Annotated in this window: 14 protein-coding genes; 3 read left to right on the top strand and 11 right to left on the bottom strand. The window is 57.2% G+C overall.

Translation table 11 applies throughout. The features are described from left to right. Positions 1-926: 926 nt before the first annotated feature. Positions 927-2,033 (bottom strand): Gfo/Idh/MocA family protein, encoded by a 1,107-nt coding sequence (locus RX972_RS26045; RefSeq protein ID WP_027898608.1) that lies wholly within the window; start codon positions 2,031-2,033, stop codon positions 927-929. A 398-nt stretch (positions 2,034-2,431) separates the two neighbouring features. Between RX972_RS26045 and RX972_RS26040 the strand changes: the two genes are divergently transcribed. Together RX972_RS26040 and RX972_RS26035 are read left to right on the top strand one after the other, a co-directional pair. Continuing rightward, positions 2,432-3,982, top strand: a complete 1,551-nt coding sequence (locus tag RX972_RS26040) for a TerC family protein (RefSeq protein ID WP_316879761.1) — start codon at positions 2,432-2,434, stop codon at positions 3,980-3,982. A gap of 167 nt (positions 3,983-4,149) precedes the next feature. Further along, positions 4,150-4,401 carry a hypothetical protein gene (locus RX972_RS26035; RefSeq protein WP_255879060.1) on the top strand — a complete coding sequence of 84 codons (252 nt, stop codon included), beginning with the start codon at positions 4,150-4,152 and terminating at the stop codon, positions 4,399-4,401. 183 nt (positions 4,402-4,584) lie between these two features. Here the strand turns inward: RX972_RS26035 and RX972_RS26030 are convergent, their stop codons facing one another. The 3 genes from RX972_RS26030 to RX972_RS26020 all read right to left on the bottom strand — a co-directional run bounded on the left by RX972_RS26030 (position 4,585) and on the right by RX972_RS26020 (position 7,483). Then, positions 4,585-5,733 carry a MalY/PatB family protein gene (locus RX972_RS26030; protein WP_316879757.1) on the bottom strand — a complete coding sequence of 383 codons (1,149 nt, stop codon included), beginning with the start codon at positions 5,731-5,733 and terminating at the stop codon, positions 4,585-4,587. A gap of 98 nt (positions 5,734-5,831) precedes the next feature. Continuing rightward, entirely contained in the window at positions 5,832-6,665 is an 834-nt protein-coding gene (locus tag RX972_RS26025) for an amino acid ABC transporter permease (protein ID WP_095098160.1), read from the bottom strand. Next, positions 6,662-7,483, bottom strand: a complete 822-nt coding sequence (locus tag RX972_RS26020) for a transporter substrate-binding domain-containing protein (protein WP_122806238.1) — start codon at positions 7,481-7,483, stop codon at positions 6,662-6,664. Before RX972_RS26020 ends, RX972_RS26025 begins: the two co-directional genes overlap by 4 nt. Before the next feature lie 205 nt (positions 7,484-7,688). Here RX972_RS26020 and RX972_RS26015 point away from each other — a divergent pair, with 205 nt between their 5' ends. After that, entirely contained in the window at positions 7,689-8,606 is a 918-nt protein-coding gene (locus tag RX972_RS26015) for a homocysteine S-methyltransferase family protein (protein WP_316879753.1), read from the top strand. Positions 8,607-8,753: 147 nt separating this feature from the next. Here RX972_RS26015 and RX972_RS26010 read toward each other — a convergent pair whose 3' ends face one another. The 7 genes from RX972_RS26010 to RX972_RS25980 all read right to left on the bottom strand — a co-directional run bounded on the left by RX972_RS26010 (position 8,754) and on the right by RX972_RS25980 (position 16,096). Continuing rightward, the gene (locus tag RX972_RS26010) at positions 8,754-9,194 is read right to left on the bottom strand and encodes a CBS domain-containing protein (RefSeq protein ID WP_027902816.1); all 441 of its coding nucleotides are present in this window, start codon (positions 9,192-9,194) and stop codon (positions 8,754-8,756) included. A 119-nt stretch (positions 9,195-9,313) separates the two neighbouring features. After that, entirely contained in the window at positions 9,314-10,390 is a 1,077-nt protein-coding gene (locus tag RX972_RS26005) for a chemotaxis response regulator protein-glutamate methylesterase (RefSeq protein WP_027902815.1), read from the bottom strand. Then, positions 10,353-10,880 carry a chemoreceptor glutamine deamidase CheD gene (cheD, locus tag RX972_RS26000; protein WP_316879749.1) on the bottom strand — a complete coding sequence of 176 codons (528 nt, stop codon included), beginning with the start codon at positions 10,878-10,880 and terminating at the stop codon, positions 10,353-10,355. Before cheD ends, RX972_RS26005 begins: the two co-directional genes overlap by 38 nt. Beyond that, positions 10,877-11,686 (bottom strand): CheR family methyltransferase, encoded by an 810-nt coding sequence (locus tag RX972_RS25995; RefSeq protein WP_410478267.1) that lies wholly within the window; start codon positions 11,684-11,686, stop codon positions 10,877-10,879. Before RX972_RS25995 ends, cheD begins: the two co-directional genes overlap by 4 nt. A 15-nt stretch (positions 11,687-11,701) precedes the next feature. Beyond that, positions 11,702-12,241, bottom strand: a complete 540-nt coding sequence (locus tag RX972_RS25990) for a chemotaxis protein CheW (protein WP_027902812.1) — start codon at positions 12,239-12,241, stop codon at positions 11,702-11,704. A 38-nt stretch (positions 12,242-12,279) separates the two neighbouring features. Next, entirely contained in the window at positions 12,280-13,938 is a 1,659-nt protein-coding gene (locus RX972_RS25985) for a methyl-accepting chemotaxis protein (RefSeq protein ID WP_122806235.1), read from the bottom strand. A 31-nt stretch (positions 13,939-13,969) separates the two neighbouring features. Further along, positions 13,970-16,096: a chemotaxis protein CheA gene (locus RX972_RS25980; protein WP_316879743.1), complete on the bottom strand. Its 2,127-nt coding sequence runs from the start codon at positions 16,094-16,096 to the stop codon at positions 13,970-13,972. Positions 16,097-16,131: the final 35 nt, after the last annotated feature.

Raw genomic sequence — 16,131 nt, 5'->3', positions numbered from 1 at the left:
GGTGACCCGGTAGGAGCCAACTTGTTGGCGAGACGTCGGACCTGCATTGTGAGAAATTTCGCTTCGCCAACAAGTTGGCTCCTACCGGGTTTGCGTTTCAATCCATTATTGAGGTGATGCTGGATGAGCGCGCGCCTTGTGCCCATGACACACCGCTGTCGCGAAGCAAACGGGTGACCCGGTAGGAGCCAACTTGTTGGCGAGACGTCGGACCTGCATTGTGAGAAATTCCGCTTCGCCAATAAGTTGGCTCCTACCAAGTCTGCGTTTCAAATCCATCATCGAAGTGATATTTGATGAGCGCGCGCCTTGTGTCCATGACACACCGTTGTCGCGAAGCAAACGGGTGACCCGGTAGGAGCCAACTTGTTGGCGAGACGTCGGACCTGCATTGTGAGAAATTTCGCTTCGCCAACAAGTTGCCTCCTACCGGGTCTGCGTTTCAATCCATTATTGAGGTGATGCTGGATGAGCGCGTGCCTTGTGTCCATGACACACCGCTGTCGCGAAGCAAACGGGTGACCCGGTAGGACTTGTTGGCGAGACGTCGGACCTGCATTGTGAGAAATTCCGCTTCGCCAACAAGTTGGCTCCTACCATGTCTGCGTTTCAATCTATTATCGACGTGATGCTGGATGAGCGCGCGCCTTGTGTCCATGACACACCGCTGTCGCGAAGCAAACGGTGACCCGGTAGGAGCCAACTTGTTGGCGAGACGTCGGACCTGCATTGTGAGAAATTTCGCTTCGCCAACAGGTTGGCTCCTACCGGGTTTGCGTTTCAAATCCATCATTGACGTGATGCTGGATGAGCGCTGACCGGGGTTACAAGGCCAGCGATTGCGGAGTGTCAGGCATACCGCTGTCGCTGGTTTCGTAACCTCGGTGAGCTACAGGGGAATCATTCCAGGTCAGTCAGCCAGATGCTTACTCATTAGGCTCATCGGTATTGATATACTCCGGCACTTTCGCCAGTGGCAATCGGCGGGCTTGTTCGATGCTGATGCCCGGGCGATTCGGAAGCGGGTCGAGTTTCTGCGTCTGGCCCGTCTCCAGGCTTCGCTCTATGGCAGCCAACACACGCACATCACGCCAGCCTTCGTCGCCATCGGGCTCAGGCTCGCGGTCTTGCAGAATGCAGTCTGAGAAGTACTGGGTCTGGCCGCCGAACTGGTCCACCACAGGATGTTCATGTTCTTTGGTTTCGTCACCGATGATTGCCCGGTAACTGATCGCGACGCCTTCACCAAAACCGAAGCAGGGCGATGCTTCAAACTCGCCCTTGGTGCCTATCACTTGATAACGCTGGGTGCCCGGCAGGCTATAGCTGACTGTAAATTGCGCCAGTCGCTCTTCCGGGAAGCGCAAGGTCACGCTGACGGTATCCGGCGTATTGATTTCGCGCCCTGGCGTGTGAATGGCCACGGCATGAACTTCCAGCGGCTCGGCATCGAACAGGTTGCGTACCGCGTTGATCGGATACGGCCCCATGTCCGCTGCAGGTCCTGCCCAGTAGCCATTCTGCATGCGGTGATTCTTTGGATCGGTGGTCTGCGCAAAGGTCGCCGTGAACAACCGTGGATCGCCAATTTCGCCTGCGCGGATACGGCCGATCATCTCGACAGTGCCTGGCTCGAAATGCAGCCGATAAGCGATCATCAGCTTGGCGCCGGAGCGCTGGGCGGCTTCGGTGATTGCAATGCAGTCTTCTTCGCTGGTTGCCATCGGTTTTTCCAGCAGTACATGGATCCCGGCTTCCAGGGCGGGCACGGCAAATTCCCGGTGGCGGAAATTAGGCGTGGCCAGGTAAATCGCGTCGATTTCCCCGGACTTGAGCAGCGTGTCGAATTCGCTGTAGTCATAGCTTTTCAGGTCGTAAAGCTCAGCCAGTTTGTCGGCTTTGATCGGGTCGCCAGTCACCAGTGCAGTCATCACCGAATTATCAGTCTGATCGACGCCCGGCATGAATGCGCCTTGCGAAATCCAGCCTCCGGCAACCACTGCGTAACGAATTTTGCCCTGTGCATCTGGCATAAGATAAGCCTCCAGAATCGCCCGACGTTATGCCCGGCCCATATAGAAGGGGCATGTTCAGACGCTGGAAGTTCAAAGCAATTAGCCGGACCGGGCGAAATGATGTCAATCTTTGTAATACTTTTCGTGAGTGGGAAAGTGACTTTCTCGTTGTAGGATCACATCCCGTGATAAATCTCAGGATTGTATGAACACCGTTCAGGAACCTCCCGGTTGCTTCGCTTCTAACCGCTTTGCTTATAATTTGAGTCTCGATCCAGCTTTCCCCTCAGGATCAGCTCGTCTGAATACCCCCTTCGATAATCCGTCTAGTGTGTCCTGTGCGGCCGACGTCATTTTACGTCCGGCAGGCTTGCTAACATCCGTCAAAACCCGTTTGCGAGAGATTCAATAGTTCTATGGAATGGATAGCTGATCCCACGGCCTGGCTTGGCCTGCTCACTCTGATCGTTCTGGAACTGGTGTTGGGCATCGATAACCTGGTGTTCATCGCGATTCTCGCGGACAAGTTGCCGCCCGAGCAGCGTGACAAGGCGCGAGTCATTGGTCTCTCGCTGGCGTTGATCATGCGCCTTGGCTTGCTGGCAAGTATTTCCTGGATGGTCACGCTGACTGCGCCACTGTTCGAACTGTTCGATCACAGCTTCTCGGGTCGCGACCTGATCATGCTGTTAGGTGGTGTGTTCCTGCTGTTCAAGGCCACCATGGAGTTGCACGAGCGACTGGAAGGTCATGTTGCCGAACGTACCAGCAACGGCACGTATGCCCGATTCTGGCCCATCGTCGCGCAAATCGTGGTGCTGGACGCCGTGTTCTCTCTCGACGCGGTGATTACTGCCGTAGGTATGGTTGAGCATCTGGCCGTCATGATGATTGCGGTGATTTTCTCCATCGGTTTGATGATCATCGCCAGCAAGCCGCTGACCAAGTTCGTCAACTCGCACCCGACCGTGATCATGCTGTGTCTGGGCTTCCTGATGATGATCGGTTTCAGCCTGACCGCCGAAGGCCTGGGCTTCCATATCCCTAAAGGCTATCTGTATGCGGCGATTGGTTTCTCGATCCTGATCGAACTGTTCAACCAGGTCGCTCGCAAGCGTCGCAAGAAGTCGCTGCACGGTGCGCGGCCTATGCGTGAACGCACCGCCCACGCCGTGTTGCGGCTGCTGGGTGGCCGCAAGCTGGACGCCGATGAGGTGGGCGAAGAAATCGCCGACATGCTTGAAGGTGAACAGACCGAGGCGGTGTTCCACCGTCGCGAGCGGGTGATGATCAGTGGTGTGCTGCAACTGGCTGAGCGTCCGATTCGCTCGGCTATGACACCACGGGCCGCGGTGGATCTGATCGACGTGTCGGACGACCCGGAAACGGTTCGGACCAAGCTGATGCATTCGTCCTATTCGCGCCTGCCACTGATTCGTGAAGGCCGCGTGGATGAGCCATTGGGCTTTGTGCACAAGAAGGAGTTGCTCAAAGAACTGCTGGCCGGCAATGAGCCGAATCTGGAGTTTATGGCGCGCAAAGCGATCAACCTGCTGGACAGCTTTTCGATCCTTAACGCCCTTGAGCAGATGCGCAAAGAGTCAACGCACATCGCTTTTGTGGTCAACGAATTCGGCGATTTCATCGGCTTGTTGACCATGACCGACATTCTGGAGTCCATCGCGGGTGAGCTGCCGGATGCCAGCGAAGTGGAAGGTCCGGATGTGGTGGCTGAGGACGATGGTTTCATCGTCTCTGGCGGCCTTAACCTGAGCCAGGTGCGTGAGCGGGTTGGTTTTCAGGCCCATGCAACCGAGGATTATCAGACCCTTGCCGGTCTGGTGATGAGCCTGCTGGATCGCTTGCCGAGGATCGGAGACAAGCTCGATTGGGAAGGGTGGGACATGACAGTTGTGGGTGTCGAAGAACGACGTGTCACCCGGGTTCTGTTGCGCAAGCCCCAGTGACCATCAAGTGATAAAAGCCCCGCTGTTGCTGGGGAAGCGCGAGCCAGACACCTCGCGCTCCAGCATCAACGAGGCTGATAATCAGTATTTTAAAGGCTGGTTTTTCATAATGCGGTTGTGACCTTAGATTGGCCCCATCACTTCGAAACAACTATTGGAGCCACATCATGAAACGCACTATCGCTTTGAGCTTTGCCCTTTCGATCCTGACGGCTACCGGCGCTTTTGCCAGTACTTCGCCAACCCAGACTGTCGCTGCGGCCACTCAGGTTGCAGATCGTTCCAGCGTCGTTACTCCTGAAGTCCGCGTTGCCGGTGCCGGTAACAAGACCTTCGACCGCGCTGAAGTGAACCTGGACAAGAAAGTGGTCGTAGCAGAAAACCGCAAAGAATTCGGTTCGCAGTATCAGCGTTATTGATTGCGAGGTCCGAACAGGAACAGCCCAGCTAGCCGGGCTTTTTTGTGTTCATTGCAAACGATGGCTCTGTTGGAGCGAAGCTTGCCCGCGAACCAGTCGACGCGGTTGACCAGACCCACCGCGTCATTATTCTTCGCGGGCAAGCCTCGCTCCAACAGAAATATGTGCCGGTTTTTTGTTTCTTCAGCGATCCCGCAAACTGCGCTCCATCCGTGCCAACCCTTCCTCCAGCAAGACCCTTGGGCAACCGAAGTTCAGTCGCACGAACTGCTGGCAATCATCACCAAACTCCACTCCCGCACTCAGCCCCACTTTGGCGTGTTCGAGGAAGAACTGCTGTGGATCGTCAAGACCCAGCGCGGAGCAATCCAGCCAGGCGAGGTAGGTGCTTTGTGGCAGGTGCATGACCACGCCGGGCAGTCGTTCTTTCACCGCTTGCGCCAGATAGTCACGGTTGGCCTGCAGGTACGCGTTGACGTCGCTCAACCATTCGCCGCATTCGCTGTAGGCCGCTCGCGTGGCTTCAAGACCCAGCACGTTGACGCTGTCGACCAGACCCAAGCGGCCGACATTGAAGCGTTTACGCAGAGACTCATTCTGAATCACTGCAAAAGCGGTTTTCAGCCCGGCGATGTTATAAGCCTTGCTCGCCGACATCAGGGTGACAGTGCGCTGGGCAATCTGCGGGCTGAGAGAGGCGATGGGCACATGCCGACGGCCATCGAAGAGGATGTCGGCGTGAATGTCATCAGAAATGATCAGCACGTCATGCTTCACGCAGGCTTCGCCGATCAGGTGCAGCTCTTCGCCACTGAAAACCTTGCCCAGCGGGTTATGCGGGTTGCTCAGCAACAAGGCACCGGCGTTGGCCAGCTTGCCGTTCAGCACAGCGATGTCGGTGTGGTATTCGCCCTGGGCATCAGCCTTGAACGGCAATTCGATACGCGGCTGCTGCCAGTGATTCGGCGCGTGGGACAGCGGCGAGTAATTGGGTGTTTGCAGGACGACGCCCGAGTCGGCCGGAACCAGGGCATTAAGCGCCATGTTGAAGCCCGGTTCGACGCCGGGCAGGAACACCAGTTCTTCAGGCTGAACACGCCAGGCATAACGCTGCCAGAGGTACTCGACAACCGTCTGGCGCAGGTTGTCCTGTGCCACGCCGTACCCGAGCAGCGGATGCTCCAGTCGTTTCTGCAACGCCTGAATGATCGGCTCGGCCACCGGGAAATCCATGTCCGCTACCCACATCGGCAGCACGTCGGCGGGATACAGGCTCCACTTTTTGCTGTCGGTGCCGTGGCGCTCGAATACGGTGTCCAGTTGGGTCGTCATTTCAGTCTCTAGAGGCAGGGTGCAAGGGCGACAGGTTAGCTGCGCCCATCGCATCGGTCCACCCGCACCTGAGTTGACTGAACGGTGCCGTGATCAACTCAGCGCTGGTTTTTGTAAGCCTTGCCGTAGTGCCGCTCCAGACGTGCCTGAATCAACTCCAGTCCGATGGACAGCAGCCAATAGATCAGCGCCGCAGTGGTCAGCATTTCGATATAACGGTAGGACGACCGGCCGTAAGACTGCGCGAGGAACATGACTTCCCAGACACCCATTACCGAGATCAGGGACGAGTCCTTGAGCATGGAAATGAATTGGCTGGTGGTCGGCGGAATGATGGTGCGCATGGCTTGCGGCAGTGTGATCTGCCAGAACACCACGGTAGGGCGCATGCCCAGTGCCGCAGCGGCTTCACGTTGCCCGGGTGAAACACCGATGATGCCCGCCCGAAAGATCTCACTCAGGTACGCGCCGTAGTTCAGGGACAGGGCAATGATGCCCGCGCTGATCGCGCCCGGCACCACGCCCAGTTGCGGCAGACCGAGATAGATCAGCAGGATCTGAATCAACAGCGGCGTGCCACGGAAGAACGATGCATAAAAACTGGCGATGCCAAACGCCACGGCACTGTTGGACAAGCGCGCCAGCGCTGTGGCAAAGCCCAGTATCAGCGAGAGCCATATCGAGCAGAAACACAGGAAAAGGGTCAGCGCGGCGCCTTGCAGGAAGCCATTGGGCGCCAGATGCAGGCCGACCAGATATTCCCATTTCGCGGCGATGATCGAAAACTTCAGGTCGAAGCTCATGAAAAACGCGATGCACAGACCGAGCATCACCATCCAGGTCAGGTACAGCCGCGTTTTGAAGCCGAAAATTCGCAGCAGGCGCGAAGATCCGGCGTTCAGGTCTGGCGGGGCAGGTTGATGCTCGCTCATTGGGTAATATCAGAGCCGATCCATTTTTGGGAGATCTTGGCCAGCGTGCCATCGGCCTTGAGTTCGGCGATGACTTTGGTCAGCTTCGCATCCCATTCGGCATCGCCTTTTTCGGTGGCGACGACATTGGGTTCGGCGTAAAGAGTTTCGCCAGCGATCTTGAAGCGTGGATCCTGATTGATACGCTCACGTGCAGTGATCAGGTTGGTGATCATCGCGTCGAGACGGACACCCGCGCCCAGTGCGAGGTCCTGAAAGGCCACGGTTTCGTTGTCATACGGTGCAGCCTGAACAGCGTCGAACGGGTAGCTGATCGGCTTGTCTTCCGCACCTTCAATGACCAGATCCTTGTTCAGGTAAGCCTCGTAGGTCGAAGCGCTGATGACGCCAACTTTCTTGCCCGAAAGGTCTTTGGCTGACTTGATCGCATCATTCTTGGCGTTGACCACGATGACCGCTGGCGACTGGTAGTACTCAACCGGGAAGTTGAATACCTGAGCGCGGGCCGCGCTTGGAGTCATGGAGCAGATGCACACGTCATAGCGGCTGCCCCAGTGGCCTGCGGCAATGACGTCCCAGGACGGTGTTGCCAGTTGCAGCTTCACGCCCAGCTTGTCGGCGACTGCTTTTGCCACGTCCACGTCGAAACCGTCGAGCTGGTTTTGATCATTGAGGAAGGAAAACGGTGGGTAGTTCTCCATCATCACGCCGACCATTTCGCCTTTTTTAGTGATTTTATCCAGCGTCGCACCGGCCATGGCGGTAGAGCAGACGGACAGCAGGGCAAGACTCAAAGGCAAAACAGCACGTAGATTCATCACATCACCGAATAGATCGAATACAAATAATTGGTATATATTTAAACGCGATATTAAAAATGTCCTTAATTATTAATTGATCTATACGCCTTTGTTTTGGTTATAAGCTACGGTTTTTGGGTTTAATCAAACGCTCTTACTGTTCAACTCAATCAGCCGTTGCCTGTGTATTCCCGCAACGGTCGCCCGGCTTTCAGGAGTTCCCATGTCCACAATCGAAAAATCAATTCCGCTACGCTTGCTAGACGGCGGCATGGGGCGGGAACTCATGCGTATTGGTGCGCCATTCCGTCAGCCTGAGTGGTCGGCGCTGGCGCTGATCGAAGCGCCGGAATTTGTCCTCAAGGCGCATCAGGCTTTTATCAACGCCGGGGCGCGGATTATCACCACCAACAGTTATGCGCTGGTGCCGTTTCATCTGGGTGAAGAGCGTTTCACTGCGGACGCTCCGGCGCTGTCCGGGCTGGCGGGACAGTTGGCACGTCAGGCCGCATCAGAGGCGTCTCAACCTGTTCAGGTGGCGGGGTCGCTGCCGCCAGCGTTGGGCTCTTATCGTCCGGATCTGTTCGATCATGATCAGTCGGTCGCGATCCATCGCATCCTGATTCAGGGTCTGAAGGCTAGCGTGGATGTATGGCTGGCTGAAACCCAAAGCTCGATCGCTGAAGTACGCGCTGTACGTGAAGCGCTGGGGCAGGATGACAAGCCTTTGTGGCTGTCGTTTACCCTGGAAGACGGTGAAGACCATGGTCCTCGTTTGCGCTCCGGCGAGACGGTGGCTGAGGCCACAGCAGTTGCCATCGAACTGGGTGCGCGAGCAGTGCTGTTCAACTGCAGCCAGCCGGAAGTCATGGCCTCTGCGCTGGTGGCTGCGCGTGAAGTGATTGATGCAGAATCGGCGCAGATCGAGTTGGGCGTGTATGCCAACGCGTTTCCGGTAATGGAAGTGGAGGAAGAAGGCGCCAACGACACTTTGCACGAGATCCGCGCAGACCTTGGGCCAGACGCGTATGCAAAGTGGGCAAATACCTGGGTAGAGCAGGGCGCTTCAGTGATCGGCGGCTGCTGCGGCATCGGGCCAGAGCACATCGCGGCGTTGCGCGGTCATTTCAAGCTGGCGTAGACCCAGGCAATCACGCCAGTGATCTGTAGGAGCGCACGAGCACCGCGAGGCCGCGATTGCGGTGTGTCAGGCAGAACGCTATCGCGGCCTCGCGGTGCTCGTGCGCTCCTACAGGGTCGTTATTCGCCGTGAGATTGCGCGATGGCATCAATCCCCGCGAATGTACTGTTCCAGCTGTTTAATCAGGCTGGCCTGCTCGTCTATGGCCTCTTTGACAAGGTCACCGATGGACAGCAATCCCAGCAATTCGCCGTTTTCCACGACCGGAAGGTGGCGCAGGTGGCTGTCGGTCATGATGCCCATGCAGGCTTCGACGCTCTGCTGGGAATCGACGGTGATGACTTTGCTGCTCATGATCGCGCTGACCGGGGTGCCCACCGAGGAGCGGCCCTGGAGGACCATCTTGCGCGCATAGTCGCGCTCGCTGACTACGCCTACCAGCTTGCCATTGTCGACCACAGGCAGCGCGCCGATGTTTTTCTCGGCCATGAGCCTGAGCGCATCGAGCACCATCTGGTGAGGGGAGATGGTATGGACTTTCTGATTCGAAGACGCCTTGAGCTTGAGCAGTTGTGCGACGGTTTTCATTTGTTGTTCTCCCGTGACGACCCGAGGCGGCGTAGGGCGGCCTGACAGTCTGCAAACAGCATCGTAGACCGCGCCTCACAGAGCAAGCTGCAAAACCGCATCAAGGCATTAGAAAAACGCTATTTGTGCAGGATTGCGTGCTGGATGTCGTGTAGAGGCATGATGCGTTGCGCGGCATTCAGTTTGATCGCTTCCTTGGGCATGCCGAACACCACGCAGGTTGCTTCATCCTGAGCGACGGTCGAGCTGCCAGCGTCCAGCATTTCCTTCAGGCCGCGGGCGCCATCATCGCCCATACCAGTCATGATGATACCGGTGGCGTTCTTGCCAGCGAATCTGGCGACTGAGCGAAACAGCACGTCCACTGACGGGCGATGCCGATTTACCAGCGGACCATCCACCACTTGTACGTGATAAAACGCGCCACTGCGGGTGACCATCATGTGTTTGCCGCCCGGCGCGATGAGCGCAAGGCCTGGCAGGATGCGGTCGTTATTCTTTGCCTCGCGTACTTCAATCTGGCTGAGACCGTTAAGACGTTCGGCAAAGGACGCGGTAAATTTCTCCGGCATGTGCTGCACGATAACGATGCCCGGACAGACGCGGGGCAGGGCGGTCAGCACTGCTTCCAGGGCCTGAGTGCCACCGGTGGAGGTGCCCAATGCGACGATGCGTTCGGTGGTCTGGGCCATGGCGTGACCCTGCGCGGCAGGCAGAATGGCATCGGCGCTCAAGCGTGTCGCAGGTGTCAGTACTGGCGCTGCTGCTCGTCGGCCAAGGTTTTTGACATTGGCGTTGGCTGCCGCACGAATTGCACCGACCAGTTCCGCCGCAGACTCCAGCAAAAAATTCTTTAACCCGGTAGTAGGCTTGGTGATGACTTCCACCGCACCGGCTGACATCGCCTGCAGGCTGGTTTCGGCGCCTTTCTGGGTGAGCGAGGAGCAGATGACCACCGGAGTAGGACGCTCGCTCATGATTTTCTTCAGGAAGGTAATGCCGTCCATGCGGGGCATTTCCACGTCCAGCACGATCACGTCCGGCCATTCTTTGGCCAGTTTTTCCATGGCGAAGATCGGGTCCGATGCAGCGCCCATCACATGGATATCAGGCGTGTCGTTGAGGATGGCCAGCAGAACTTGACGAACTACCGCCGAATCATCGACTAGCAGTACGTTTATTTTTTTCGTGGCCATGTTCCGTGGTTGTCCTTATTGGTTTGTGTCTGACCCAGACATGTCCGTTGCACAGGTCGAAAATGACGTTGCGGTAGCCCGTACTGCCCATGTCCTGAGCAATCAGATCCAGGTCATGCCTGCTGGCAAGCTCCAGTGCCGCACGGACATTCATCCGCGCAACGTCACTGTAATGCACGCCGCGCTTATGGTGGGGGAACATCTCGCCGCCCCCGAACAACTTGAGTTGATAGTCTTCCGGCGCCGTACGGTGTGCCTTGGCGTACTCGAGAAACATCTCGATCGCCTCGTCACCGTATTTACCGTTCAGCACGCCGCATCGGTGGGTCCGGGTTGGCAGCATGAAGTGGCACATAGCGCCAATCTTGCGCACCGGATGCCAGAATGTGATGCCAACGCAGGACCCGAGGATCGTGCGTATGCGGGTAGGGCTTGTCGCGAAGTGGAAATCGCCCGGCGCCAGAAAGACTTCATCAACGGTGGTAGTCATGGTTTGCGATAGATCGAGGGTGCTACCAGTTTCAATGCATCGCTGACGCCGTTGAGGCTTTCAGAGTGGCTGACAATGAAATACCCACCGGACTTGAGGCGAGGGAACAGACGGGCAACAACCTTGATCTTTGTCTCCTGGTCAAAATAAATCATCACGTTACGTAAAAAGATCACGTCGAACTCGCCGAGTTCCGGCAGAGCCTCATTTAGATTGACCTGAATAAAACTGACCCGGTTGCGCAACCCACGGTCCACCAGAAAAGTACCGTGCTGTTTACCGATACCTTTGAGGCAATACTTGTGCAGCAGGGGCTGGGGCAGGTTGGTGGCGCGCTCCATGGGGTAATGCCCGGCACGGGCCTTGGCAAGCACCTGGCTGCTGATATCCGAGCCGATAATTTCCCACGGCGTGGTGCCAAGGCTTTCGGCCAGGGTCATTGCCAGACTGTAAGGTTCTTCGCCTGAGGAGCTTGCTGCACTCCACACCCGAAAAGTCTTGCCCGGCGTTGCTTTGGGCAATACCTGCTGGCGTAAAAAATCAAAGTGTTTGGGCTCACGGAAGAAATAGGTTTCATTGGTGGTGAGCAAATCCAGCGCAACCTGAAGTTCGTCGCTGCGCTGGCCGCTCATGATCAGCTTGAAGTATTCGCCGTAGCTTTCCAGCTCATAGTGCTTGAGGCGCTTGAACAAGCGGCCCGCCACCAGCGCTTTTTTCGCAGGTGACAGGCTGATGCCCGCGGCTCCGTACAGCCAGGACTGAAACTGACTGAATTCCCTGTCGTTGAGCACTGTTCCGTTCACGATATCTGCCGTCCCGGATCAGCGTTGTTCGGCTTCGATGGCCGGAATCTGATCGACTGCGGCCAGACTCGACATTTCGTCGATAGACAGCACCTGATCAACTTCCAGGACGATGACGAACTTGCCATCGACCTTGGCCATACCGCTGATGAAATCGGCACGAATCTTTGCACCGAAGCTCGGTGGCGGTTCGATTTGCGAAGCGGGGATGTCCATCACCGCTGACACGGTGTCCACCAGGAGGCCGATGTCCTGTGACTGGCCGTCCGCTGTATTGGCTTCGATGATGACCACGCAACTGCGACGGGTAATCGTCGAGTTGGGGCGGCCAAAGCGTGCCGACAGGTCCACTACCGGGACCACCGCGCCGCGCAGGTTGATCACCCCGCGGACGAAGGCCGGCATCATCGGCACGACAGTAAGATTGCCGTACTCGATGATTTCTTTGATGCCAAGGATACCTATGGCGAACATCTCGGTGCCGAGCATGAACGTCAGGTACTGCTCCTGTTCCTCAACGACCGTCACGTTTTGTCGTGTCGTAGCGATTGCGCCCATGTCTGTCTCCTTCATGACAAGCGAGTGGGTGGATCCGCTCAGAATCGAGTGAATTCGGATTCATCCGGAGTGCTTGCCATGTTGTACGCAAACGACTTCTGCGGCGCTTGTGGAGCCGGGCGAGAGGGCTTGCGGCTTGTAGTGCCTGAAGAGTTATCGAACTTCGCTGGCTGGCTGGCGGCTTTTGGCGCGGCGTCCAGGGTGAAGAAGCTCATGGCCTGTTGCAGTTGCTCAGCCTGACTGCTCATCTCTTCAGCAGTGGCAGCCAGTTCTTCGCTGCTCGACGCGTTTTGCTGAGTGACCGAGTTGAGCTGGGTCATTGCCGTGTTGATCTGCGCGACACCGGCTGCCTGCTCTTCGGAGGCGGCGCTGATTTCCTGAACCAGATCGGAGGTCTTGTTGATCGACGGGACCATTTCATTGAGCAGGTTGCCGGCTTTCTCTGCCATGTCGACGCTGCTGGACGACAGCTCGCCAATTTCCTGTGCTGCGACCTGGCTGCGTTCCGCGAGTTTGCGCACTTCAGCGGCAACTACGGCGAAGCCTTTGCCGTGCTCACCTGCACGCGCTGCTTCGATGGCCGCGTTGAGGGCCAGCAGGTTGGTTTGATAGGCAATGTCGTCAATGATGCTGATACGCTGGGCGATTTTCTTCATGGCTACAACGGTCTGCTGCACGGATTCACCACCGTCGGTGGCTTCCTTGGCAGCCTTGCTGGCCATACCGTCAGTGACTTTGGCGTTTTCGGTGTTCTGGTTGATGCTGGCGCTCATCTGTTCGATGGAGGCGCTGGTCTCTTCAACGCTGGCCGCTTGTTCGCTGGTGGCCTGGCTCATGGACTGAGCGGTGGCGCTGACTTCTTCAGAGGCGCTGGCCAGATTGTCTGCTGCGTTGCGCACTTCACCGATGATGTGCGAGAGCTTGCCGACCATGTTTTGCATGGCGTTGATCACCATGCCGGTTTCGTCTTTCGAGCCGGGTTCGATATGAACGTTGAGGTTACCTTCTGCCAGTTGTTCGGCAACAATTGCCGCTTCTTTCAATGGGCGGGAAATAACGCGCGAGATGAACAGCGCCAGGCCCAGGCCGACGATCAGCGCCGAGATCAACACTGCGATGATCGAAATCCGCGCGGTTGCGTACAGTTCATTGCCCAGCACATTGGCTTTTTCAGCACCGGCGTCGTTAAATTCGACCATTTTCTGCAGGTCGGCCGTCACCAGGTCAAAAGTACGTTTCGACTCACCCCGCAACAGAGCACGTGCATCGGCTTCAGCACCCTGCATGGAAAGGGCCAGCACGTTTTTGCTGACGGTCAGATAAGCGGCCCAGTCAGACATCATCGTGTCGAAAAGCTGGCGTTCATCCGGCCCGGAAATGAGTTTTTCATAGACCGCGACCCGGCTCTCAAACTGCTTCCTCGCTTCCGCCGCTTCTTGCTCTGCGGTCGTTTTTTCCTGGGTGGATTCGGTGCTGATGTGGCGGTTTTCCTTCAGGCGGTAATTGGCCGCCTGAAAGCGCATGGCGGACGCCGCACGCATGGACGGCATCCAGTTATCGCGGATGTCACTGGCGGTGTCATTCACTTGACCCAGCTGAATGATGGAAAAAACGCCCATGACTGCGGTGAGGGCGAGCACCGTGAGAAATGACGCGATCAACTTCGTGGCGATCTTCAGATCGTAAAACCATTTCATCGGGTGTTACCTCCATGGAAATGCGGATGCATCAACGGGCAGTGGCTGGCGATTGGGCTGGATTAGCGGTGTAGCGTGTTTCGAGGTGTACGATCTGGCTGAGCAAAGCCGGAACATCGAGAATCAATGCGACGGCGCCGCTGCCCAGAATGGTTGAGCCGCTGATGCCGCGCAGTGCGCCGAACAGCTTGCCCAACGGTTTGATCACGGTCTGGAATTCACCCAACAGGTCGTCTACAACCAGTCCCGCCTTGTGATCGGCGTAACGCACCACCACCACATTCTGGCGGCGAGCGGCAGGACCGTCGTGGTGGAAGTGGTCACGCAGATACACCAGGGGCAGCACTTCACCGCGCAGGTCCAGATAACCCTGTTCGCGGCTGATCTGACGGTCGTCCTCGCTGAGTTCGATGCACTCCTGGACCATGTCCAGCGGGATCACGTAGGTGGATTGACCGATACCGACGAGGAAGCCGTTGATAATGGCCAGCGTCAGCGGCAAACGAATGCGTATGACGGTGCCTTGCCCCGGTTTACTGTCCAGATCGACCGTGCCGCGCAGCAGGGTAATGTTGCGCTTGACCACGTCCATGCCGACGCCACGCCCTGAAAGGTTGGTGACCGCTTGGGCGGTGGAGAAGCCCGGTTCGAAAATCAGGTTGTAGATTTCCTGATCGGTCAGCGTCGCGCCGGGGGCTATCAGGCCGCGTTCCTGGGCTTTTTCCAGAATCCGGTCGCGATTCAGTCCGGCGCCATCGTCGGCGATTTCCAAGACGATGCTGCCCGAGTCATGGTAGGCATTGAGGTGCAGATGGCCCTTGGCAGGCTTGCCGGCGGCAAGACGTGCCTCGGCGCTTTCAATGCCATGATCCATGGAGTTTCGCAGCAGGTGCATGAGAGGGTCGCCGATTTTCTCGACAACGGTTTTGTCCAGTTCAGTTTCGGCACCGCTGATGATCAGGTCGATGTCTTTGCCCAGTTCCTGGCTGACATCCCGTACAACACGGCGGAACCGGTTGAAGGTGTCGCCAATGGGGATCATCCGTAGACGCAACGCTCCGTCGAGAATTTCTTCTACCAGCCCGGAAACTGTCGAGGTGGACTCTTGCAATGGGTCGTTGTCGCACGTACGGGCGATCAGGGTGGCACCCGCACTGGCGATCACCAGTTCACCGACCAGATTGATCAGTTCGTCGAGTTTGTCGGCGTTGACCCGGACGTAGCGGCCATCTTTGCCTTTGCTCTCGGCGGGCTTGTCGCTGGCAAGCTGTTTTTCACTGGAGACGTTGGCCGGTACGCGTGGCACCGAGCGCTGATCTTCCAGCAACTCGCCCATGGCAACCATGCCGGTGCCTTGATCGGCGATGGTTGATGCCTGAGACATCAGTTCAGTGCCCGAGCAGTCCTGCTGACTCTCAGTGTCGGCTTTGGTGATTTCAACGAGACAGTCTTCGCGCACGAAATCAAAAACTTCGTTAATGGCGGCGTGGGTCGCACTGGAATAGAAGTCGATTTCGAAGCCCAGATAGCAAGATTCTGCATCCCAGGCTTCGAGTGCTGGCAAATTGTCGGTCAGTGTCTGCACCGTGACGATCTCGCCCAGCGTGTTCAGAAAACGCAGGAACGACAAAGGGTCCATGCCATTGCGAAACACGTCGTGACCGAAGCGCAGGGAAATGTGCCAAAGCACGGCATGGGTCTGTTCGGCGTGGACTTCAGCGTCCGGAATGACTTCCAGCTCATCGTTGCTGACATTCGCAGGGGCCTGATAAGCCTGCAAGCTTTTACGCAGTTCGGCTTCACGAGCCAGTGCCGGAGCTTGCAGCTGGCCGCCCTGACTGGCGACGACATCAATCAGTTCGAGCATGTGATCGCCGGATTTCAGCAGCACCGCTATCAGGCCTGCGTCGGCTGAAACACTGCCTTCGCGCAGTCGGTCCAGCACGTCTTCGACGATGTGCGTAAAGCTGACAATCGGGTCGAGCCCGAACAGACCCGCCGAGCCTTTGATGGTGTGCGCTGCCCGGAAGATGGCGCCAATCGCGTCGGCATCGCCGGGTTCGCTTTCCAGTTGCAGCAATGACTCTTCCATCGCCTCCAACAGCTCGCGAGCCTCGACGATGAACGTTTGTAATGCCTGGTCGAGATTAATGCTCACGCTCAGTTCCCTTTGGTGATGTCAGCTGCAGCAGC

Origin of the sequence: Pseudomonas syringae group sp. J309-1, assembly GCF_032582135.1 — a bacterium.
In the GTDB taxonomy this organism is placed as follows: domain Bacteria; phylum Pseudomonadota; class Gammaproteobacteria; order Pseudomonadales; family Pseudomonadaceae; genus Aquipseudomonas; species Aquipseudomonas quasicaspiana.
The sequence above is the reverse complement of the archived record's forward strand: the minus strand, read 5'-3'. Positions and strand labels throughout refer to the sequence as shown.

Excerpts from the sequence above, each read along its gene's own strand:
- RX972_RS26045 (WP_027898608.1), bottom strand. The coding sequence starts at position 2,033 with ATGCCAGATGCACAGGGCAAAATTCGTTACGCAGTGGTTGCCGGAGGC.
- RX972_RS26040 (WP_316879761.1), top strand. The coding sequence starts at position 2,432 with ATGGAATGGATAGCTGATCCCACGGCCTGGCTTGGCCTGCTCACTCTG.
- RX972_RS26035 (WP_255879060.1), top strand. The coding sequence starts at position 4,150 with ATGAAACGCACTATCGCTTTGAGCTTTGCCCTTTCGATCCTGACGGCT.
- RX972_RS26030 (WP_316879757.1), bottom strand. The coding sequence starts at position 5,733 with ATGACGACCCAACTGGACACCGTATTCGAGCGCCACGGCACCGACAGC.
- RX972_RS26025 (WP_095098160.1), bottom strand. The coding sequence starts at position 6,665 with ATGAGCGAGCATCAACCTGCCCCGCCAGACCTGAACGCCGGATCTTCG.
- RX972_RS26020 (WP_122806238.1), bottom strand. The coding sequence starts at position 7,483 with ATGAATCTACGTGCTGTTTTGCCTTTGAGTCTTGCCCTGCTGTCCGTC.
- RX972_RS26015 (WP_316879753.1), top strand. The coding sequence starts at position 7,689 with ATGTCCACAATCGAAAAATCAATTCCGCTACGCTTGCTAGACGGCGGC.
- RX972_RS26010 (WP_027902816.1), bottom strand. The coding sequence starts at position 9,194 with ATGAAAACCGTCGCACAACTGCTCAAGCTCAAGGCGTCTTCGAATCAG.
- RX972_RS26005 (WP_027902815.1), bottom strand. The coding sequence starts at position 10,390 with ATGGCCACGAAAAAAATAAACGTACTGCTAGTCGATGATTCGGCGGTA.
- cheD (WP_316879749.1), bottom strand. The coding sequence starts at position 10,880 with ATGACTACCACCGTTGATGAAGTCTTTCTGGCGCCGGGCGATTTCCAC.
- RX972_RS25990 (WP_027902812.1), bottom strand. The coding sequence starts at position 12,241 with ATGGGCGCAATCGCTACGACACGACAAAACGTGACGGTCGTTGAGGAA.
- RX972_RS25985 (WP_122806235.1), bottom strand. The coding sequence starts at position 13,938 with ATGAAATGGTTTTACGATCTGAAGATCGCCACGAAGTTGATCGCGTCA.